Origin of the sequence: Streptomyces polyasparticus, from assembly GCF_014493765.1 — a bacterium.
Lineage (GTDB): Bacteria > Actinomycetota > Actinomycetes > Streptomycetales > Streptomycetaceae > Streptomyces > Streptomyces polyasparticus.
The window spans coordinates 103683-124943 of record NZ_JACTVJ010000010.1 but is presented as its reverse complement, the minus strand read 5'-3'; the positions used below and the strand labels follow the sequence as shown (position 1 = coordinate 124943).

General features: G+C 70.1%; 19 protein-coding genes and 2 pseudogenes. 13 read left to right on the top strand and 8 right to left on the bottom strand.

The genetic code is table 11. The features are described 5' to 3' along the window. Positions 1–5: 5 nt before the first annotated feature. Positions 6–784 (bottom strand): annotated as a pseudogene (locus tag H9Y04_RS19980) (class I SAM-dependent methyltransferase). A 134-nt stretch (positions 785–918) separates the two neighbouring features. Here H9Y04_RS19980 and H9Y04_RS19975 point away from each other — a divergent pair. The 3 genes from H9Y04_RS19975 to H9Y04_RS46835 are packed head-to-tail and all read left to right on the top strand — an operon-like array spanning position 919 to position 2368. Further along, positions 919–1281, top strand: a complete 363-nt coding sequence (locus tag H9Y04_RS19975; protein WP_187815296.1) for an ArsR/SmtB family transcription factor — start codon at positions 919–921, stop codon at positions 1279–1281. Further along, a complete protein-coding gene (locus H9Y04_RS46840) occupies positions 1278–1808 on the top strand; it encodes an SRPBCC family protein (protein WP_187815295.1) in 531 nt (176 codons plus the stop codon). The genes H9Y04_RS19975 and H9Y04_RS46840 overlap by 4 nt, the downstream gene beginning before the upstream one ends. A gap of 2 nt (positions 1809–1810) precedes the next feature. Then, positions 1811–2368, top strand: a complete 558-nt coding sequence (locus tag H9Y04_RS46835; protein WP_308801044.1) for a TIGR03086 family metal-binding protein — start codon at positions 1811–1813, stop codon at positions 2366–2368. A 6-nt stretch (positions 2369–2374) separates the two neighbouring features. Here the strand turns inward: H9Y04_RS46835 and H9Y04_RS19960 are convergent, their stop codons facing one another. Continuing rightward, positions 2375–3568, bottom strand: a complete 1194-nt coding sequence (locus H9Y04_RS19960; protein ID WP_187815293.1) for a sensor histidine kinase — start codon at positions 3566–3568, stop codon at positions 2375–2377. Continuing rightward, positions 3565–4227 carry a response regulator transcription factor gene (locus H9Y04_RS19955; protein WP_187815695.1) on the bottom strand — a complete coding sequence of 221 codons (663 nt, stop codon included), beginning with the start codon at positions 4225–4227 and terminating at the stop codon, positions 3565–3567. The genes H9Y04_RS19960 and H9Y04_RS19955 overlap by 4 nt, the downstream gene beginning before the upstream one ends. A 244-nt stretch (positions 4228–4471) precedes the next feature. Here H9Y04_RS19955 and H9Y04_RS19950 point away from each other — a divergent pair, with 244 nt between their 5' ends. From H9Y04_RS19950 to H9Y04_RS19920, 7 genes are all read left to right on the top strand, one after another. Then, positions 4472–5407, top strand: a complete 936-nt coding sequence (locus H9Y04_RS19950; protein ID WP_187815292.1) for an ABC transporter ATP-binding protein — start codon at positions 4472–4474, stop codon at positions 5405–5407. 59 nt (positions 5408–5466) lie between these two features. Then, entirely contained in the window at positions 5467–6960 is a 1494-nt protein-coding gene (locus H9Y04_RS19945) for a DUF1349 domain-containing protein (protein WP_308801043.1), read from the top strand. Continuing rightward, complete coding sequence (locus H9Y04_RS19940) at positions 6957–7715, top strand: ABC transporter permease (RefSeq protein ID WP_187815290.1); 759 nt, start codon at positions 6957–6959, stop codon at positions 7713–7715. The genes H9Y04_RS19945 and H9Y04_RS19940 overlap by 4 nt, the downstream gene beginning before the upstream one ends. 87 nt (positions 7716–7802) lie before the next feature. Continuing rightward, positions 7803–8264, top strand: a complete 462-nt coding sequence (locus H9Y04_RS19935; protein ID WP_236071122.1) for a hypothetical protein — start codon at positions 7803–7805, stop codon at positions 8262–8264. 142 nt (positions 8265–8406) lie between these two features. Continuing rightward, entirely contained in the window at positions 8407–9618 is a 1212-nt protein-coding gene (locus H9Y04_RS19930; protein ID WP_187815289.1) for a 4-hydroxybenzoate 3-monooxygenase, read from the top strand. A 160-nt stretch (positions 9619–9778) separates the two neighbouring features. After that, positions 9779–10327, top strand: a complete 549-nt coding sequence (locus H9Y04_RS19925; RefSeq protein ID WP_187815288.1) for a tellurite resistance TerB family protein — start codon at positions 9779–9781, stop codon at positions 10325–10327. Between the two features lie 286 nt (positions 10328–10613). Next, positions 10614–13046: a hypothetical protein gene (locus tag H9Y04_RS19920; protein WP_187815287.1), complete on the top strand. Its 2433-nt coding sequence runs from the start codon at positions 10614–10616 to the stop codon at positions 13044–13046. A gap of 64 nt (positions 13047–13110) precedes the next feature. Here the strand turns inward: H9Y04_RS19920 and H9Y04_RS19915 are convergent, their stop codons facing one another. Beyond that, positions 13111–13335 (bottom strand): hypothetical protein, encoded by a 225-nt coding sequence (locus H9Y04_RS19915; RefSeq protein ID WP_187815286.1) that lies wholly within the window; start codon positions 13333–13335, stop codon positions 13111–13113. Positions 13336–13865: 530 nt separating this feature from the next. Here H9Y04_RS19915 and H9Y04_RS19910 point away from each other — a divergent pair. The 3 genes and pseudogenes from H9Y04_RS19910 to H9Y04_RS19900 form a co-directional block, all read left to right on the top strand. After that, positions 13866–14252 (top strand): annotated as a pseudogene (locus H9Y04_RS19910) (Rossmann-fold NAD(P)-binding domain-containing protein); the annotation flags it as partial. Between the two features lie 236 nt (positions 14253–14488). Beyond that, entirely contained in the window at positions 14489–14638 is a 150-nt protein-coding gene (locus tag H9Y04_RS19905; RefSeq protein ID WP_187815285.1) for a hypothetical protein, read from the top strand. A gap of 205 nt (positions 14639–14843) precedes the next feature. After that, entirely contained in the window at positions 14844–15392 is a 549-nt protein-coding gene (locus tag H9Y04_RS19900; RefSeq protein WP_187815284.1) for a hypothetical protein, read from the top strand. A 17-nt stretch (positions 15393–15409) separates the two neighbouring features. Here the strand turns inward: H9Y04_RS19900 and H9Y04_RS19895 are convergent, their stop codons facing one another. From H9Y04_RS19895 to H9Y04_RS19880, 4 genes are all read right to left on the bottom strand, one after another. Then, positions 15410–17437: a CocE/NonD family hydrolase gene (locus tag H9Y04_RS19895; RefSeq protein WP_187815283.1), complete on the bottom strand. Its 2028-nt coding sequence runs from the start codon at positions 17435–17437 to the stop codon at positions 15410–15412. A 99-nt stretch (positions 17438–17536) separates the two neighbouring features. Continuing rightward, positions 17537–19030, bottom strand: a complete 1494-nt coding sequence (locus H9Y04_RS19890) for a peptide MFS transporter (RefSeq protein ID WP_308801042.1) — start codon at positions 19028–19030, stop codon at positions 17537–17539. Between the two features lie 105 nt (positions 19031–19135). Continuing rightward, a complete protein-coding gene (locus tag H9Y04_RS19885) occupies positions 19136–19594 on the bottom strand; it encodes a MaoC family dehydratase (protein WP_187815281.1) in 459 nt (152 codons plus the stop codon). A 109-nt stretch (positions 19595–19703) separates the two neighbouring features. Continuing rightward, entirely contained in the window at positions 19704–21251 is a 1548-nt protein-coding gene (locus H9Y04_RS19880; protein ID WP_187815280.1) for an acyl-CoA synthetase, read from the bottom strand. Positions 21252–21261 lie beyond the last annotated feature (10 nt).

Genomic DNA, 21261 nt, shown 5'->3' with positions numbered 1-21261 from the left:
GCGACTCACGCCGAACTGGCCGGCGCAGCACGGAAGACGTACGCCGTCATCGGGGCGGTGACCGGCCCCGGACCCAAGCGGGCAGTCATCTCCTCGATGACGGTTGCGCGGACGGCCGTTCCGTCGCCGCTCGCCTCGACGGCCGCGCGCACCGGTGTCCCGGTGAGGTACCCGGTGGCAAGGTCGGCGGTCGACGCGGCCCGTCCCTGCAGCGTCAGCTCCTGCTCCTCCTCGACCGTGAAACCGGCGGCCGTCAGGTCGGCGACCACGACAGCGGGGTCCGCGTAGCCATGCGGAACCGTCGGGAAGAAGCGCGGTGGATCGACCGGAAGAGCGCGCTCAAGCGCTGCCTGCAGCGCGACTTCGAAGGCGTGCGCCCCAAGAGGGCCCCAGGTGTTGAACAGGAACCGGCCGCCCGGGGCCAGCACGCGCCGGACCTCCGTGAAGGCCCCGACCCGGTCGGGGAAGAACATCACGCCGAACTGGCAGACCACGAGGTCGAAGCCTCCGTCCGGGAACGGCAGCCGCTGCGCGTCGGCCTGCCGCCACACCGCTTCCGGTGCCCGCACCGCCCCGAAAGCGACCATGGTCTCGTTCAGGTCGGTGGCTGTCACCTCGACCGACGGTGCCGTCGCGAGCAAGCTCGATTCGAGGTCAACACGCCTGTCTCTGCGGCCAGTTCGAGGATCCGCCGAGGGCGGAGCGCAGCCGCCCTCGCGGTCAGATCCTCGGCGAAAGGCCGGCAGACCACCGGTACGAGGTACTGCTCATAGGCCGCCGCCATCGACTCGGACCACCGCCGGTCGGCATCGATTCCCGTCACCCTCTTGACGGCAGCGCCTGTTCAACCGAATGGTTGCGCATCCGGAGCCTCCGCCGTAGGGTATTTAACCAACCGGTTGAATATGGAGGTACGAGGTGGCCGACGATCGGCTGTCGCTGGTGTTCTCCGCGCTGGCCGACCCCACGCGACGCGACATCGTGGCCCGGCTCGCCACCGGGGACGCCACGGTCAATGAACTGGCCGAACCGTACGAGGTCACCGTGCAGGCCGTGTCCAAGCACATCAAGGTCCTGCAGGACGCCGGTCTGGTCAGTCGCAGCAGGGACGCACAGCGCCGGCCCTGCCACCTCGAAGCAGAGGTCTTCGACCTGATGACGCAGTGGATCGAGCGCTATCGGCGCGAGGCGGAGGATCGGTTCCGCCGTCTCGATGCCCTCCTCGAAGAGGTGGGCGATCAGCCGGCCGGCACCACTGCGACGACAGAGGCGGCATCATGAGCACCGTCAGGCGCCACCCCGGCGAGACGCGGATCGTGGCCGACCCCGATCTGCCCACCATCGTGATCACCCGGGAGTTCGACGCTCCGCCGGAGCGTGTGTTCCGGGCGTACACCGACCCCGAGCTGGTCGTCCAGTGGCTCGGCCCACGTCGGCTCACGATGCGGATCGACGCGTACGACGCCCGCAGCGGTGGCTCGTACCGCTATGTGCATCGCGACGAGGACGGGACCGAGTACGGCTTCCACGGTGTGTTCCACGAGGTGCGCCCCGGCGAGCGCATCGTGCAGACCTTCACGTACGAGGGCTCTCCGGACGGCGTCAGCCTGGAGACGACCGTCTTCGAGGACCTGGGCGGCCGCACCCGGGTCACCGGAAAATCGCTGATGGATTCCGTCGAAGCCCGCGATTCCCTGCTCAAGAGCGGTATGGAGTACGGCATCCGCGAAGGCTACGAGCGGCTCGACGAACTGCTCGGCGGCCGGCAGAGCGACAGTGCCGACCGCCCCACACAGACGGGAACTTGATCGTGACGAGTACAGCAGCCGATGAGCACCGGACCGTGGCGAGCGTCTTCACCGACCGCGTACGCGGCACGAAGCCGGAAGCGTGGGAGAACCCGGCTCCGTGCGAGGGGTGGACCGCCCGGGACGTCGTCCGGCACCTCGTCGAGTGGTTCCCCGCCTTCCTCAAGTCCGGCGCCGGAGTCGAACTGCCGCAGGGGCCCTCGGTGGACGAGGATCCGGTGGCCGCCTGGGCAGCGCACTGCGCTGCGGTGCAGGCCCTCCTCGACGATCCGGCCACCGCGGACAAGGTCCTGTCGAACCCGCACATCGGGGAACTCCCCCTGGACCAGGCGGTCGACCGGTTCTACACCTGCGATGTCTTCCTGCACACCTGGGATCTGGCACGGGCCACCGGCCAGAACGAGCGGCTCGATCCCGCCAAGTGCACCCAGATGCTCGAGGGGATGCTGCCGCTCGACGACGTGCTCCGTGCGAGCGGACAGTACGGGCCACGGGTCGAGGTGCCGGAGAGCGCCGACGTCCAGACGCGTCTGCTCGCCTTCATCGGCCGTACGCCCTGACCGCGTTCATCGGCCGTACGCCCTGACCACCCGGTCGACACCCTCACCAGGGTTGGCACCGGACATCGCGGGACCGAACCGTACGGTGATCGACAGGCCGCCTTCGGGGGGTGCGTCGGCCGTGAGCGTGGCGTGGTGGGCTTCGGTGACGGCGCTGACGATGGCGAGGCCCAGGCCGTAGCCCTCGCGATGGCCGTGGCGATCGGTCGCCAGTTTCTGGAACGGGTGGAAGAGGCGCTGGATCTGGTCGTCGGGGATGACCGGACCGGTGTTGGTGACGGTGAGGGCCGCCTGGGTGCCGGAGTTCCGGGTGGAGATCTCCACGTGCCCGTCCGGGTGGTTGTGGCGGATGGCGTTGTCGATGAGGTTGGCGACGAGGCTTTCGATCAGGCCCGGGTCCCCGGTCGTCACTGCGGGCGTCAGGTGGTCGGTCAGGTCGATGCCTTTCTCCTCCGCCCGGTCGCGGCGGGAGGCGAGCACCCGCTCGGCGACCTGGGCGAGGTCGACGTTGTGCCGACGCGTCACTCCGCGCTCGCTGGTGGCGAGGACGAGCAGCGACGTGACGAGCCGCTCCTGGTGCCGGCCGAGGCCGAGGGCCTCCTGGCAGACCGAGCGCAGCGTTTCCGTGTCGGCTTCGGGGTCCGCGAGAGCGACTTCGAGGAGGGTGCGCAGGCCGGCGAGCGGGGTGCGCAGCTCGTGGGAGGCGTTGGCGACGAAGTGGCGCTGGGCGTCGAAGGATGCCTGGAGGCGCGCGAACAAGTCGTCGAGGGTACGGCCGAGTTCGGTCAGCTCATCCGTGGGCTCGCCGAGGCCGAGGCGCCGGTGGAGGTCGCCGGAGGAGATGCTCCGGGCGGTGGAGGTGATCGCCCGCAGCGGGCGCAGGAACCGGCCGGCGATGAACCAGCCGAGCGCGAGGGCCACGGGTATCAGAAGGACCAGGGCGACGGCGGACCCGATGAGGAGGTGGGGCAGGCTGATCCCGGGCCCGTGTCCGGTGGTCACGCTCGTGGCGGGCTGTCCTTCGGGTCCGGCCGCGTCGACGCTGGCGAGCGGGACGATGACGAGGACGAGTACGAAGACCCCCGCGGCGTAGACACCTGCCGAGTAGGCGAGCGCGAGCCGGGTCTGCAGGGGCCTTCTGGCGATCTGCAGGGGCCTTTGGGTGGGTTGAGGGGACCTGGTGGGCTGCGGGGAGGTCATGATGATCCGATGCGGTAGCCGCCTTCGCGGACGGTCTCGATCACCGGCGGGTCGCCGAGCTTGGCCCGCAGCCGGTGCATGGTGTGCTTGACGGCGCTGCTGAAGGGGTCGGCGGCCGCGTCCCAGGCACGTTCGAGCAGTTCCTCGGCGGAGATGACCAGGCCGGGTGCGGCGAGCAGGCATTCCAGCAGCGCAAACTCCTTGGGGCTCAGCTCAAGACGCCGGCCGGCCCGGGACGCCACGCGGCGGGCCGGATCGAGCGTGATGTCCCCGCAGGCCAGGGTCGGTGGCAACGGTGGGGCGGCGCGGCGGGCCAACGCCCGGACGCGGGCGACCAGTTCGGCGAACGCGAACGGCTTGGGCAGATAGTCGTCGGCGCCGAGGCCGAGCCCGGCGACGCGGTCCTCGACCGTGTCGTACGCGGTCAGCATCAGGACGCGGGTCGCGCAGCCACCGTGGGCGAGTCGGCGGCAGATCTCGTCGCCGTGGACGCCGGGCAGGTCGCGGTCGAGGATCACCACGTCATAGCGGGTGGTGGCCAGGTGGTCGAGGGCGGTGGTCCCGTCCAGGACGACATCGACGGCCATGCCCTCGCGGCGCAGCCCGGTGCCGATGGAGCGGGCGAGGACCTCGAAGTCCTCGACGACGAGGACCCTCACCGCCGCTCGCCTGCGGTCGTCGTACGGGCGGGGCGGCCGGTCCGGCCGTCGGGTCGAGGTGGCATGCGCCAAAGATGCCAGATCCCAGGTCGCAGCCGGGTCGCAGTCGCGTCGCATCAGCCGGGTCGCAGTCGCGTCGCATCAGCCAGGTCGCAGTCAGGTCGCAGCGGCTGCGACCGGCCTGGGACCGGGTGCCGCGTACAACCGTCGGCATGAGGAATCTTCGAACACTGGGTGTGCCGCGATGAGCGCCGCGGGGATCGTCGTCGACGGACTGCGCAAGCGGTACGGAGCGACCGTGGCCCTGGACGGCATGTCCTTCGCCGTCCGTCCGGGTGTCGTGACCGGTCTGGTGGGGCCGAACGGCGCCGGGAAGTCCACCACGATGCGGGTGATTCTCGGTCTGGACGCGGTCGATGAGGGCACCGCACTCGTCGGCGGCCGCCCGTACCGCAGCTTTCGGCATCCGCTGAAGCACCTCGGTTCACTGCTCGACGCCGGGGCGTTGCATCCGGGCCGCAGCGGGCGCGACCACCTGCTGTGGCTGGCGCACGCGCAGGGCCTGACCGCGCGCCGGGTGGACCAGGTGATCGAGCAGGTCGGCCTGGCCCCCGCGGCCCGGCGCAAGGCCGGCGGCTACTCGCTCGGTATGCGGCAGCGGCTCGGGATCGCCGCGGCCCTCCTCGGCGATCCGCCGGTCGTCATGCTCGACGAGCCGTTCAACGGCATGGACCCCGACGGCATCATCTGGATGCGCGGATTCCTGCGGTCACTGGCCGCGCAGGGCCGCGCCGTGCTGGTCTCCAGCCATCTCATGAACGAGGTGCAGGACACGGCAGCGCATCTCGTCGTGATCGGGCGCGGTCGAGTCGTTGCCGATGCCGGCCTGGCCGAGCTCATCGCGGCGGCGTCCAGGAACCGGGTGGCGCTGCGGACCACGGCCGCCGCACAAGCGTTGCGGGTGCTCGCCGAGGCCGGCGCGCGCGTGACGGGCGGCGGTCGCGATGCCGTCGTCGTCTCCGGCCTGTCTGCGGAGCAGGTCGTTGCGCTGCTCGGCCGGAGCGCGGTGCCGTTCTCCGAGGTATCGGCGCACCGCGCCACGCTGGAGGACGTGTACCTGGAACTCACCGGCGGGGCGGTCGAGTTCCGGGCCGGGGCGCCTTCGGAGGTCGCTCTGTGACCATCGCGCGCAGGCTCTCACGTTCCGGGCGGCGGGCCGGGGGGAACAGCTTTGCTCGCGTGCTGCACGCGGAGTGGACCAAGTTCCGGACCGTTCGCCGCTGGGTGTCCGGGATGGCGGCCGCGGCACTGACGCTGGTGCTGTTCGCGCTGCTCGCCGGCGCGAGCAGCAATCAGCAAGGGTCGCCGCCCGTACCGACCGGCCCCGACGGCGGACCGGTGACCGACAGCTTCTACTTCGTGCACCGGCCGCTGGCCGGAGACGGCAGCGTCACCGTCTCCGTTTCCGCGCTCGACAGCAGCATCCCCAAAGGTCCTGGGGATCTGCGGCCCGGGATCGTGCCGTGGGCGAAGGCCGGGCTCGTCATCAAGGCGAGCACCCGCCAGGGGTCCCCCTACGCGGCGATCATGGCCACCGCCAGCCACGGCGTGCGGATGCAGGACTCCTACGTCAACGACACGGCCGGCCCTCCCGGCCCGGTCTCCCCCACGTCGCCGCGCCGGCTGCGCCTCGACCGCTCGGGCGAGACGATCACGGGCCATGCCTCCACCGACGGCACGACATGGACCGAGGTGGGGAGCGTGCGGGTGAGCGGGCTCGGCTCGACCGCGCAGGTCGGCCTGTTCGTCGCCTCGCCGCCAGCCGTGGGCGGCGGGGGCACGTCCGTCAGTGTGTCCACGGCCACCTTCACGGATCTTCGTACGCACGGGGGCTGGGCCGCGGACGACTGGGCGGCTGATCCATCCGGTGACACCTGGACCGGCACTCAAGTGGGCGCCGAATCCCCCACGTTCGCCGGATACCCGGACAACGGGTCGGGGTCCGTCACGCGATCCGATGCCCGGTTCACGCTCACGGGTGCCGGCGACATCGCGCCCGCCGTCCGCGACAGCCTGCCGACCGGCGGCCACCTCAGGGACATCCTCACCGGCACGTTCGCCGCGCTGATCGCGGTGATCGTCGTGGGGACGCTGTTCGTCACCGAGGAGTACCGGACCAGGATGATCCACGTCACCCTGGCCGCAAGTCCCAGGCGGAGCCGGGTGTTGGTGGCCAAGGCGATGGTGCTGTGGTCGGTCACCTTCGCCGCCGGGCTGGTGGGCGCGGTCCTCGCCGCGCCGCTCGGTGAACGGCTCGCCCGGGGCAACGGCGTGTACCTCTTCCCGGTGTCCTTCGCGAGCGAACTGCGGGTGACGGTCGGGACCGCGGCACTGCTCGCGACCGCCTCGGTCCTGGCCCTCTGCGTCGGCTCCGTCCTGCGGCGCAGTGCGGGCGCGGTCACCACGGTCGTGGTGGCCATGGTGCTGCCGTACGTCCTGATCGCCGTCCCATTCATGCCCGCGAGCGTGTCGACGGCGGTGGCCACGGTGACACCGGGCGCGGCGTTCGCCGTCCAGCAGACGCTTGTGCCCTACGCCCAGGTCGCCAGCAACTACACGCCGTACTACGGCTATTACCCGCTGGGCCCCTGGTCCGGGCTCGCGGTCCTGGCCGGCTACGCGGTGGCGAGTCTGACCGTGGCTGTCGTGCTGCTCAACAGGAGGGATGCATGAGAGGCGCTTTGCACGCGGAGTGGACGAAGATGCGGACCGTCACCGGACCCCTGTGGCTGCTCCTGGGGGCGGTCACATCGACGGTGGCCCTGAGCACCGTGGCGGCTTCGGTGGTGCACTGCACCGCCGAAGGATGCGGCGGCGACACGACCCGACTCGCGCTTACCGGTGTCTATTTGGGCCAGGCGCTGGTCGTCATCCTGGCCGTGCCCTGCATCAGCGGCGAGTACGGCACGGGCATGATCCGCACCACCCTGACGGCAGTGCCGCGGCGCGCGACCGCCTTCGCGGCCAAGGCCCTCACCCTCACGGGCGTCCTGGCCGTCGCCGCTACGCTCGCCGTCCTCGGATCGCTGCTCGCCGCGCGGCTCACCCTTCCCGGCCTCGCCGACCCGGCGCTGTCCCTGTCCAACGGCCCGACGTTACGTGCGGCCTGCGGGACGATCCTCTACCTGATCCTCATCGGCCTGCTGAGCCTCGGCATCGCAACCGCCGTACGGGACTCGGCCACCGGCATCGGAGTCACCCTGGGTCTCCTCTACGTCGTCCCCCTCGTCGCCCAGACCGTCGGCGCCCCGGACTGGCAGCACCTGCTCCAGAAGATCGCGCCGATGAGCGCCGGGCTCGCCGTCCAGGCCACCACCGGCCTCTCCGCCCTGCCCATCGGCCCCTGGGCCGGCCTCGCCGTGACCGCCGGATGGGCCGCCGCGGCGCTGGTGCTCGGCGGCCTGCTCCTGCACATACGTGATGTGTGAACCGCTTCCGACAACGGTCGACTCCGCCGGCCGCCGAGGCGATCGAGCGGGGCAGGGTGCCCCGAACTCAGGCTGAGGGGACGCTCGTTGGAGCGTAGGAAGCTGATCGGGATCGGAGCGCGGCCGGCGGTCCTGCCCGCATGGTGGGCCCTGGACAAGGTGTCGGACGGGGACCGGGGTGACTGGCACACCGACACCGCGCCGCTGGAGCGGACGTTCCCGCTCCTGGGCCCGCTCTCCGACGCGAAGTGGGTGAGCAGCCGGGACGACGATCGGGCCCTGTCCTCGCCGGAACTGGTGATCTCGGGCTTCGCCCGGCTGGCGCCGGGGAGGCTTGCCGAGCTCACGGCGGCCCATGCCTTCGTGTCCGGGGGCCCCGCCGATGACTTCTCCTCCTGGTTCGAGAAGCCGCTCAGAGGCGAGGGGCCGGAGAACCCGCAGTGGATCCGGTCACCCGAGCTCGACCGCGACGGCACGAGCCCCGCCGAACTGTGGTTCGACCGCCGCAGCGGCACCGTGCGCTTCTGGGCACTCGACCCGTACGCCTAGCACGTCGACGTGATCGCCGGGGGCCCGTATCGAGGCTTCCCCGGAGCGGGCTTCCGTCTGGTGGAATCGGCCGGGACCCGGGCGCAAACCAGGTGTCAACGTTCGGGGAGCTCGAACCGTCCGCGATCACTCAGGAGTTGCCATGGCCGATGCCCCCGTCGACACCACCGTCTCGGCCCCCGTGGCCGTCGTCGGCGCCGGTCCCGCCGGCCTGATGCTGGCCCACCGGCTCGCGCGGGCGGGCGTGGAGGCGATCGTGCTCGACACCCGTACCCGGCACGAGATCGAGACGACGCACCGGGCCGGGATCCTGGAGGCCGACGTCGCTCGCGACCTGGTCGAGACGGGCGTCAGCGACCGGATCCTGCGCGAAGGCCACGAGCACGAGGGCACGGAGCTACGGTTCGGCGGACGGGCGCACCGGATCGATTTCAAGGCCCTGGTGGGCGAGTCGGTGTGGCTGTATCCGCAGACCGCCGTGTTCACCGACCTGGCCGACGCACGGGAACGCGACGGCGGTACGGTCCACTTCGGCATCGAGGACACCGAGGTCCTCGACATCGCGACGGACGCCCCGCGCGTGCGGTACACCGCGGCCGACGGGACACGGCACGAGATCCGCGCGCGGTACGTGGTCGGCGCGGACGGGTCGCGCAGCATGTGCCGCGACCTGGTGCCGGAGGACCGGCGGGTGCGCTACGGCAAGGAGTATCCCTTCGCCTGGTTCGGCATACTCGCCGAGGCGCCGATGAGCGCGCCCGAGCTGGTGTACGCCCATTCCGAGCACGGCTTCGCACTGATCAGCCAGCGCACCGAGACCGTGCAGCGCATGTACTTCCAGTGCTCGCCCGACGAGTCGACCGAGGCCTGGCCGGACGACCGGATCTGGGAGACCCTCCAGGCGCGGGTGGCCGGTGCGGACGGATTCCGCCTGAAGGAAGGGCCCGTGATCGACAAGACGGTGCTGCGGTTCCGCTCGTTCGTACAGGAACCGATGCACTGGGGCTCGCTGCTGCTCGCCGGGGACGCCGCGCACACCGTGCCGCCGACGGGTGCGCGCGGTCTGAACCTGGCGCTGCACGACGTGAAGATCCTCGCCGACGTATTGGTACGGGCTCTCAGCCGCGAAGGCGTGGCCGCGCTGGGCGACTACCAGCCGCAGGCCCTTCAACGGGTGTGGCGGGCACAGAACTTCTCGTGGTGGATGACCCGGCTGCTGCACACCGCGCCGGACGCCTCCGCCTTCGACCTGCGCCGCCAACTCGGCGAGCTGGACAACGTGGTGGGCACCCGCTCGGGACGCACGTATCTCGCGGAGCAGTACACGGGCTGGCCCGTCAGCGCCCAGGACTGACCCGTACGCACGCGCGTCCGCCACAGGGGACGCACAGGTGCAGCGCAGCGGTCGTACAAGGTCCGGACGCGGGCGAGGAACTTTGCGGCGCCCATGAACGTTTTCCCGGGGCGCAAGAGAGATCCATACGGATCGACGAACTACGTCCGAGGTGGCATGGATGGCAATGTGGGACCGGCTCAAGGAACAGGCCAAGGGGCTGCAGCAGGCGCAGGCAGGTCGTAGCTCCGGCGGCCATGGCGGGTCGGCCGCACGCACGGGCGGCGGATCGAAGGCTCAGCTGGTGGGCGTGCTCAAGTCCCAGCTCAGCTCGCTCAAGACGGAGCTGAAGAGCGGCGCCTACCGGGACGCCTCGATGGCCATGTGCGCGCTGGTGGCGGCTGCGGACGGTTCGGTGGACCCCGCCGAGCGGCAGCATGTGGAGTCGCTGATCCTGCAGAACGACGTCCTGCAGAACTTCCCGCCCGAGCAGCTGCGCGAGCGCTTCAACAAGCACGTCGACCAGCTGACGTACAACTTCCAGCAGGGCAAGACCGCGGTCATGCAGGAGATCGCCAAGGCGGCGAAGAAGCCGGCGGAGGCCCAGGCGGTCGTCCAGACCGGCTTCGTCGTCGCGGGCGCGGACGGGTACATCGCCCCGGCCGAGGAGCAGGTGCTTCGGGAAGCGTGCGCGGCACTGGGTGTGAGCCCGCAGCAGTTCGGCCTCTGATTCCGCATCCGCAATCCGGGTTCCGGCCGGGACGGCCGTACTTCTCCGCGCGCAGCAGTGCGCGCGGAGAAGTACGGCCGTGTTGTCGAACCGGCCGGATCGAACCGGCCACACCTCGCCGCAGACGGTGTGGTGATCTTGTCTCCCTCTCCCTAAGCTCGGCGCTCGCACCATCAGCACCACACCCTCGGCTGCCTCCCGGCGACCGATCGGGCAGGAGCCGCTGAGTCCGGAGCCCGAGAGCTATGCGGAATTCCAGCCGGGGCTGCGGCTCCTCCTGGAGGACGTGCGCTCGGGGCGGCTGCAGGAGGAGGCGTTCGTCAACCACGCGTACGCCAAACTCGGCTACCAGGGAGGGGTCCCGCAGCGGTACCGGGACGAAAGCCTGCCGGCACAGCAGGAGACGATCCTGGCCATGGCGCTCGGCCGGGAGCTCGGAAAACTGCCGCATCCGGTCCGCCGCAGTGTGCAGAACCGCCTCGGCGGCGCCGATGAGTTGGCGCCCATCATCGCGCGCGATCCCGAGGAGCAGAGACCCGCGGCCGGCGACCTGAACGCCGCGCTGCAAGGAGCAGCCCCGGAATGCGGGCCGAAGTGGGATTCCGGCCAGCGGTGCACGTACAACACCGCCAACTTCAGCCTCATCTACTTCCTCGGCGGCGAGAACGACACCAACCCCTACGACGGCGCGGGGAACTCGGCGGTCGGCGATGTGCCGGGCAACGGAGTGCCGAACTACGTGGACCGGATGGGGCGGTCCTTCGAGTACGCCTACGCCGCATACGCCGGCTTGGGGTATGAGCCGAGGGACGATCATGACAAGCGGGTCGCGGTGTTCATCGGTTCGGAGCACGCGCCTCCCGGCACCGGGGCCGTACAGCCCTACGAGGTGGCCGACGCCAATGTGATCCACATGGGCTCCAAGTGGAGCGCGGGGCAGGAGGCCGATGAGTTCTATCTGCCGCGGCATGAGCTGTTCCACTCCATGCAGTACAAGCACATCGGAGCGAGCCTGCTCTTCAATCTGAAGAGCCTCAACTCCTGGATGGAGGCGACCGCGGAATGGGGCGCCCACCAGGCGATGAAGGACGATCCGCACATGCCCTCCGCGCAGAGCGACGACTACGCGAAGAGCCTGGACTTGTTCTTCCAACGGCCGGACGAGGCGCTGACCGCCTGGGACGGCTGGGGCGAGGGACGGCAGTACGGGGCTTTCATCTTCGCCGAGTTCATGGAGGAGCGGTTCGGGGCCGAGTCCATCCGCAAGTCGTGGGAGCGGATCAGCGACGCCTGGTTCCCGGACGGGCAGACCGAGATCCGGGACATGCTCAAGGACGAGTACGGCGCGGATCTGCATGAGGAGATACGTGCGTTCGGAGTCGCCAACTACCAGATGTGCGGGACCGGTTCGGCCTCGGACTCCGGTACGTGGCACTACAAGGACCCGGATGTCTCCGACTGGTGCCAGGCGCTGAGCGGCACCGGCTCGGACGGCACCTTCGCCGTGGCACGCCCCGCCCACGACACGGTCACCCTGGCTCAGGACACCGGGCAGGCATCAGGAGACGCCACCGTCGAGTACGGCGGCGTGCATTACGTCGATCTCATCGGCAGCACCAAGCCCTCCGACCTGTGGAACATGGACGTACGCACCACGCAGGACGAGGACAAGCGGCTGAGCTTCACGGTCGTCAACTGGGAGACCATCCCCCGCCGTTGCTTCGCCCCCGACAGGACCGCACGGGGGCAGGACGAGACAGTGAGCACCCGTATCGGCGGAAAATGCCATGTCGTGACACTGATGATCAGCCATGGCGAGTTCGACGAGGACGAGGAGAAGGGCCACTGGGAGACCCGGTACACCACGCGCTTCGGCGGTGTGGTCGGCAACTCCGGCATCGAGATCGGCGTACAGCCGGGCGGCAATCTCATCACGCCCGGCAGCCCGCCCAGCGCAGGGACGAAGACAACGGACCTCGGGCTGCGGCACAAGGCCACCAACATGGAAGGGGTTTCGGCGGTCGGCTGTCTCTGCGAGGGCTGGGGCATCGAGGTGACTCCGCCCGGCGGTGTCGGGCAGTGGAGCGGCTGGGCACACGGCCTGAAGGGCCTCTCCCCCAACGCGGAGGTCACACAGTTCGTCGCCACGGACCACCACGTGGTCTCGAAGGTTCGCCTGACCGGTACGGACTATCCGGTGACCGTGACCCACGAGTTCAGGCCGTCGTCACGCAGTTCGCTGTACGACGTCAAGGTCACCATCACGTCCGAGGCACCGCCGGCCGATACACCGCACATCACCTACCGGCGGGTCGTCGACTGGGATGTGGAACCGACCCCGGTGAACGAGTACGTCACGGTCAAGGCCGATCACGAGCTGGTCGAGTACTCCAGTGACCACGGCCGGGGCGACCCCGACCCGGCGTCCGGACGCACCAAGTACCTCAAGGAAGGTTCCTTCACCGACGAGGGTCCCTACGACGGTGGCGCCCTGCTCGATGTGAACGTCCCGATGGAACCGGTGACGGGCACGCCGGGCGTCGGAGTGCAGGGTCAGTTCGACCTCTTCTACGGAGCGGCGGACAACGCCGAGAAGGCGAAGGAGGCGCTGAGCGCCGTCGGCGCTCCCGTCTATTCGCTCGCGAAGCCGAGCACGCCCGGAAATCCGGGCTCGGGTGAGCCGGTGACGTTCATCCTGGGCTACAAGCCGGGCACCTGACGTGCCCGGGAGGGCGTCCCATTCCTTGGGGCGCCCTCCGCTGCAGCCGGTGCCCGGGCTCCCGTCAGGCCTTCACCCGGTGGAGTTGGATCTCCCGGTTCACGAACAGGTGCACATAGCCGCAGCGCCAGCAGATCAACCCGGTCGCCGTCTCGTCCGCCCACGCCAGGTTCATGAACTCCATGCCGGAGCTGTTGAGCTTGACACCCCGCTCACGGAAGACATCGCTGCGGCAGACCTGACAGGTGATCCACGTGTCACCCAGCGCCGCACGTACCGCTTTGGCCATCCCGCACACCTCCGCACTCGCCCACGGCGCCCCGCCCTCTGTGGCATCGCCCCCGGTCACCATGGATTCGATCAGAGAACATCATTCCCCCGACAGGCACTTGAGGGACTTCTGAGCTGACGCTCTGGTTGCCGCCGCACAGGATCCTGTCCCGGGCCCTGGCGGCGGCGGTGGTGATCCCAGTGCAGGCGCATCACGGAGGGGACGAGCAAGGGTGTCCCGGGTGTCGACCGGTTCGGCGGCGCCACCGCCCCGTCGAGCCGGGACCTTCGGTCACGGAAGCACCGCGTCCCGGCTCAGCCTCGCCTCCTCGACGCGTTGCCCTCGAGGGCTTCGACGACCTTCTTGGCTGTGGCCTTGGCTGAGCCCGGGTTCTGGCCGGTGACGAGATTGCCGTCGGTGACGACGTAGGAGACGAAGGGCAGGGCCGAAGGGCAGGGTCGCCTTCTCGTGGAGCGCGCCGCGCTGCTTGGCCGCCTCCTCGGCGTTGTACGGGACCAGCTTGTCGCCATCCATCTCGAGGAGACCCCATGCAGACCGTTCTCGGCGCCGGCGGGCCGATCGCCGACGAGCTCGTGGCCGGGGACCTCACCGACGCCGACGCCACCAGCCGTGCTGTCGCGGGCAGCGACATCGCCTACCTCACCGTCGGCCTGCCCCTGGACTCGCAGCTGTGGGAGCGACAGTTCCCCGTCATGATGCGCAACGTCATCGACGCCTGCACAGAACACGGCACGAAGCTCGTCTTCTTCGACAACACCTACATGGATCCCGGAACGTCCACGCCCCAGACCGAGTCGACAGCATTCGCGCCGGGCGGACGCAAGGGGCGGGTCCGCGCGCAGATCGCCACCATGCTGCTGGAGGCCATGCGGGCCGGCCGCGTCGAAGCGCTGATCGGCCGAGCGTCCGAGTTCTGACGACAACGTCTTCGACAGCTCCAAGTTCGCGGCCCGCTTTCCCGAGTTCCAGGTCACGAGCCATCGGGAGGGAGTGGAGCGGATCCTCGCCGACTGACCGTACGACAGCTGGCACGACCTTGATCCACCAGCAGCAGAGCCGCGCTTGCGATCATGTCCCGTACAACCCTCGCGCCTGCTGAGGTGTCTTTACCTGCAGGTAGGGACAACGGCCGCGAAAGGGGCAGCGCCAAGTGGAGATCTTCAGCCCCGACCGGATTCCGGTGCCGGCGGGAAGCCGGGCCGAGATGGTCGAGGCACTGCTGCGCCGCGCCGATCTGCTGCGTCAGCTGCTACGGCTGCGCGGCGACGAGCGAGGCGCGCTGGCCGACCGCGACGGGTGACGAGGCGGGGGTGCGCCGGCCGGGGGGGGCGACCCCCTGAGCGCGCTGCGTCGGCAGCAGCCTCCCCCTGGGGTACGCGCCTGCGACGTGCTCCCCCGGGAGCAGCGGTGAACTCCCCCTGCCGCCCGACGATCCGCCGCATCCCGGCCCGGATCCTGGAATCTCCACAACCAGGAGGCCCTGCCGGCCAGTTGGGATGTGCCCGATGCGAGAACGCCTCGCTGTTCCGCTCCGCTCTCTTCAGCCCCTCTCCCTTCCGCTCCTCGCTCTGCTCACCACGCTCACGGCCTTCGGCGCGGGTCTCACGCTGATGACCCATATGCACCACCGCGCTCTGCGCTTCATCGAGCCCGGCGCGATGGAGTCCTTCGACTCCGGCTACGAGCTGCTCAGCGATGTCACCGTCATTCCGGTGGGGGTGTTCGGGCTGGTCTGCACCCTGGCTCTGCTGGTGCTCAGGCCTCCGGGCGTCCCGCGCTGGATGCTCGCCACCACCGCAGCCCTGCAGCTGTCGGTGTTCGTGACACGGATCTGGATGTGGGGCGCGTGGGCCGAAGAGGTCCGGGAGGCCGGCAGCGTCCGGCTGGCCGACGGGACGCTGCACCCCTCGTACACCCAGTACATGGACACCAACTGGATCCGTATCGCACTCATCGCCTCGTACGCGGCGCTGGCACTGACGATGACCGTCCTGGCGGCCAGGCGCGCCCGGACGAGCGGCGCCGCACGCGGTGCGGTTCCGGCCGTCGTGTAAGCGGGACCCAGCGGGTATCAGCCCGCCGTGCGCGGGATGCGTTTCTGCCAGGTGCGGTGAAAGACGGTCTCGTCGCCGTCCTGGCAGGTGAGCTCGTCGGTCGTGATGAACTCCGTTGCCGTGCAGGTGATTTCGGAGCGGGTCCGGACGCGGGCGTCCCATGCGGAGTCGGGGCGCCGCAGCCGGACCGACCAGTCGGAGCGGGTGCGGGCGCTGAGCGGATCGCCTTCCTGGATCTCGTACGTCTCCAGGGCGTCCTCCGTGAACTCCAGGCCGTCGGGGTACACGCGGGTGCCGCCGTACCTGGGATCGACCTCCAGGCGCCAGGTGCCGCGCGCGACGTAACGTACCACTGTGCGCTCGGGACGCGCAGTGGCCGTCCCGGACGGGAAGACCACGCCGAGCGGTGCGGACTGTTCGGGCGCGTCGAAGGCCACCACCGGTTCGTCCGATGGCGGCGTGCGCACGGGCAGTTCGAGGCGGCTCGCGGTGACGTCCACGCTCCAGCCCATGCCCTCCGCGTCCGGCCAGATCCACGGCCAGTACGACGAGGAGAGCGCGAGGCGCAGCCGGTTGCCCGGGGCGAAGCGGTGGCCGATGGCGTTCAGCTCGAAGGACACCTTTTCGATCGTGCCGGGCTGCCAGGCGAGGGCCTTGTCCCGGCCCTCGCGTGCGGCGAGGTTCAGTACACCGCGGGTGATCAGCGTCGACGCACCGTCCGGACCCACTTCGCAGAGCCGGACGATCACCCGCCCGTGCGGTGCCGGGCAGCGCAGCCGCAGGGTGACACGGGGGCGGCCGAGAATCGCCTGGGCGTGCCCGAGTGGTGCCGAGTCGAAGCAGACCGAGCGGCCGTCCTCCTCGCGCTGGTCGGGCGGCAGATCCGCGTCGTTGCCGAAGGGGAAGAAGCGGCCCGCGTCGAGGCCGGTGTGCTGCGGGGAGCGGACGCGTACCCAGGGGTCGTCGGAGGGGACGCGGCCGCCGGTCAGCTCGGCGTCCAGGGCGAGCCGGGTCATCGTCACGTGCGGTGAGGGCCAGGAGGGGTCGCCGACCCAGCTGCCCGCCAACTCCTCGTACACGGTGGCCGGCGGATGCGCCTCGCTGATCCACGAACGGAGCTTCGGCTCGTCCAGCACACCGGTGTCGATGCCCTTGAGGTGCTGGTCCCACCAGCGCAGTGTCTCCTGCAGGAATCCGATGGCGGGTCCGGGCGGCAGCCCACGGTCGGGGTACTGGTGCGACCAGGGGCCGATCAACCCCCGTACTTCTCCGGGCAGATGCTGTACGAGGCGCAGCACTGTGTCCCGGTACGGATCGTGCCAGCCGCCGACGGCGAGCACCGCGGCCTCGACCGCGGAGTAGTCCTCGCAGACGCTGCCGTGCTCCCAGTAGGCGTCGCGGGTCTGGTGGGCGAGCCAGGTGTGGATGAACGGCTCGACGGCGTCGAGGCGGGTGAGCCACTGCCGCTTCCAGTCCTCGCCGAAGTGGGCGGGGTCCGGAGGGCGGGCCACGAAGGCGAGCATGGTGGCGGCCCAGGCGTGCATGTCCACGGCGAGTACGGAGCCGCCCATGTAGTGGACGTCGTTGTCGTAGCGGTCGTCGGTGGAGCAGACGGTGACGACCGCCTTGAGGGGCTCGGGGGCGAGGGCCGCGATCTGGAGCGAGTTGAAGCCGCCCCAGGAGATGCCGAGCATGCCGACCTTGCCGGTGCACCACGGCTGCGCCGCGAGCCACTCCACCACGGCGACCCCGTCGGCGAGTTCGGTGGCGTCGTACTCGTCGCCCGGCAGGCCCTCGGAGTTGCCGTGGCCGCGGACGTCGACGCGGACGGAGGCGTAGCCGTGCCCCGCGTACCAGGGGTGGCGCTGCCAGTCGCGGGGCGCGGTCCAGTCGCTGAGCCGGTAGGGCAGGTACTCCAGGAGCGCGGGCACCGGCTCCTCGGTGACCGGGCGCCAGATGCGGGCGTACAGGTGCGTGCCGTCGGGCAGCGGGATGCGGAGGTCCTCGCGGGTGGTCTCGTACGGGAAGTCGGTGCGGATGCGCATGGGGACCTCGGACGGCTCGTGGGGCTCGTGGGGCTCGTGGGGCTCGTGTGGCTTGTATGGCTTTCGGCGGACGGCGAGTTGCGGCTCTCAGAGCAGCTGTCAGTGGACGGGATGCATGGTGCGGCGCAGCCAGGGCGCTGCGGCGATCACGGCGAGGCCGACCGCGACCGCGACGGCGCCGTTGACCCCGAAGTACACGGGGTCGGAGACCTTGCCGTAGAACTTCACGGTCTGGGCCTGGATGCCGTTGGCGAGGGCGAGCGAGAGGAACCACAGGGCCATGGTCTGGCTCGCGAAGGCCTTGGGCGCCAGCTTGGAGGTGGCGGACATGCCGGAGGTCTCCAGGAGGATGTCGCCGAGGCCGAGCAGCAGATAGGAGCCGACGATCCACCAGGCGGCCATCTTGTAGTCGCCGCTGTGCCCGGAGGTGGGCAGCACCATCAGGAGGAACGACAGGCCGCCGAGAACCACACCGAGCGCGATCTTGTTGGAGGCGTGCGGCTGACGGTGGCCCATGCGCACCCAGACGGCGGCCACGACGGGGGCGAGCGCCACCTCGAAGGCGCCGAGTGCGGAGGCGTACCAGCTCGCGGGGAAGTCGAAGCCCAGGATCGTCGTCTCGGCGCTGGTCGAGGCGAGCAGCATCATCGTCGAATACGCCTGGAACAGGATGAAGTTGAAGGCGACGGAGGCGAGGAAGAGCACGACGTAGGGGCGCAGCCGTCCGCGTTCCTCACCGCTCACGCGCGGGCTCTTGAACATCCAGACGAAGTACGCGATCGGCGCGAGCACCGAGATCAGGGTGAGCAGATCGACGAAGCGGCCCATGGTCAGCCAGCCGATGCCCGCGAGCAGCACCGCGATCGCGGCGCAGGCGAGCAGACCGGCCACGATGAGCCGGACGGCTCGGCGCATGGCCTGCGGGGGCAGGGCGTACTCGGCGGTGTGCTTGCGTCCGGCCAGATGGCGGCGGCCGGCGACGTACTGGATCAGACCGAGGGTCATGCCGAACGCCGCGGCCGAGAATCCCCAGTGCCAGCCCTGGTGCTCGCCGAGCCAGCCGGTGATCAGCGGGCCGAGGAAGGCGCCGATGTTGATGCCCATGTAGTAGAGCGCGAAGCCGGCGTCGCGGCGGTCGTCGTCGGTGCGGTAGAGCTTGCCGACCATCGTGGCCACGTTCGGCTTGAGCAGGCCGGTGCCGGCGCTGATCAGACCCAGGCCCACCCAGGTCATGGCGTCGGTGGGCACGGCCATCGCGTAGTGGCCGCAGGCGATGAGGATGCCGCCCCACAGGACGGCCCGGTAGGAGCCGAGGATCCGGTCGGCGAGCCAGCCGCCGGCGACGGAGACCAGGTAGACGAGGGTGCCGTAGGCGGCCGAGACGGAGGCGGCGGTGCCGGCGTCCATGCCCATGCCGCCGTTCGTGACGGCATCGGCGAAGTACAGGACGAGGATCGCCTGCATCCCGAGGAACGAGAACCGCTCCCAGACCTCGAGACCGGACAGCGTCAGCAGGCCTCTGGGGTGTCCGACGAAGGCCCGGTCGTCTGCGGGCGCGGGCTCTGTGGTTGGGCGCGGTGCGGTGCCGGGCACGAGCATCCTCGGTCTCAGTCGGAAAGATCCACCAAGATCGATCATTGGCCATGATCAGCCCGGCAGCAATCGCACACCGCACCGCAGCTCGCGCGTACCGGCCCGTCAGGCGTAGTGGCGGTACACCGCCTCCGCGACGCAGGCCGGCTTGGCGTTGCCCTCCACCTCGACGGTGAACGTCAGGGGCATCTGCACGCCGTCGCCCTTGACCTCCTCCACCGTGCCGACCACGCCGTGCAGGCGGATGCGCGCGCCGACGGGGACCGGGCTGGGGAAACGGACCTTCTCCAGGCCGTAGTTGACGCTCATCTTCACTCCGGTGATCTCGAGGAGCTCGCCGAAGAGCGGGATGATGAGGGAGAGGGTGAGATAGCCGTGCGCGATGGGGCCGCCGAAGGGGCCCTCCTTGGCCCGCTGCGGATCCGTGTGGATCCACTGGTGGTCGTCGGTGGCGTCGGCGAAGGTGTTCACCCGGTCCTGGGTGATCTCGAGCCATCCGGTGCGGCCCAGGTCGGCTCCGCTCAGGGACTTCAGTTCGTCGAGGCCGTTGGCGTTGGTGGGCATGGGGGTCCTGCCTTTCGGTTCGGTGAGGTGGGGTGCGGTTCGCTGGGGTGCGGTTCGCTGGGGTTCGAGTCGATGGAGTTCGACCCGATGGAGTTCGAGTCGATGCGAGTCACGGACGGGTGCGCTCGGCGGCGTCCGTCGCGTACCTCTCCCGTACGGCAGGCTTGATGATCTTTCCGGAGGCCGTACGGGGCAGATCCGCGGTCACCGTGAGCGACTTGGGGATCTTGTATTTGGCGAGCCGGCCGTGGAGCCGGCCGAGGATGTTCGCCTCGTCCGCGTGTGCGCCGGGCTTGAGGACGACGACGGCGCGGCCGACCTCGCCCCAGACCGGATCGGGCACCCCGACCACCGCGCACTCGGCGATGTCGGGGTGGGTGAGCAGGGCGGCCTCGACCTCGGCGGGGTACACGTTTTCGCCGCCCGAGACGAACATGTCCTTGACCCGGTCCACGATGTACGCGTAGCCCTCGGCGTCGAGGCGTGCCACGTCGCCGGTGTGCAGCCAGCCGTCCTCGGTGAGGGCGGCAGCCGTGTCATCGGGGCGTTCCCAGTAGCCGGTCATGACGTGGGGGCCGTGGACGAGGATCTCCCCCGGGTCGCCGGCCGCGGCGTCGCTGCCGTCGCCGAGCACCACCCGGGTGTCGGTGAAGAAGTGCGGCACGCCGGCGGAGCCCGCCTTGGCCGAGGCCTGTTCGCGGTCGAGGAAGAGGATGCCGGGCGACGCCTCCGTCATGCCGTATCCCTGGCTGAAGGCGAGACCGCGGTCGAGGTAGGCGGCGATGGTACGGCCGGGCACGGGGGCTCCCCCGCAGTTGAGGGTGCGCAGACTCGACAGGTCGGCGCTCGCAAAGCGCGGCCGGGCGGCCATGGCGTCGTACATGGTCGGGACCGCGAACATGTACGTCACCCGTAGCTCTTCGATGACGTCCAGGACGCGCTCGGCGTCGAAGGAGCCGAGCAGCACCACCCTGCCGCCCTTCAGGAGGGTGGGCAGGCACGTCATGTTGAGTCCGGCGGTGTGGAACAGCGGGGCGACCACGAGGGTCACCTCGTCTCCGGAAAGCTCCGTGTCGACAAGGACGTTGACGCTGTTCCAGGTGATGTTGGCGTGGGAGAGGACGGCTCCCTTGGGGCGGCCCGTGGTCCCGGAGGTGTACATGATCATGCAGGGGTCCTCGGGTGCCACACGCTCGTCCAGCGGTCCAGTACCCGCCCCGGCGAGCAGTTCCTCGTATCCGAGGGCCTCAGCCTCCTCGGGGCCGGCGAGCGCGATCCGGTGCCGCGTGCCCGCCTCGTCCGCGGCGGCTCGGGCGGCCGGTGCCTGTTCGGGTCCGTGGACGAGAACAGTGCTGCCCGAGTCGGCCAGGTTGTAGGCCAACTCCGGTGCCGGGAGCCGGGTGTTGAGGGGCACGAACACCGCTCCCAGCGCCCCTGTGGCGAACAGCGTCTCCAGGAACGCCGGGTGATTGGGTCCGAGATAGGCGACCCGGTCGCCGCGCGCCACGCCCAGGGTGCGCAGCGCATGAGCGAGTCGTACGACGCGCTCATGCAGCTCGCGGTAGGTCCAGGTGCGGTCCTCGTGGACGACGGCCACGCGGTGCGGGGTCTTGCGGGCCCGGCGTGCCGGCCAGGAGCCGATGCCTTGGTTCAACACGGCGTCTCCT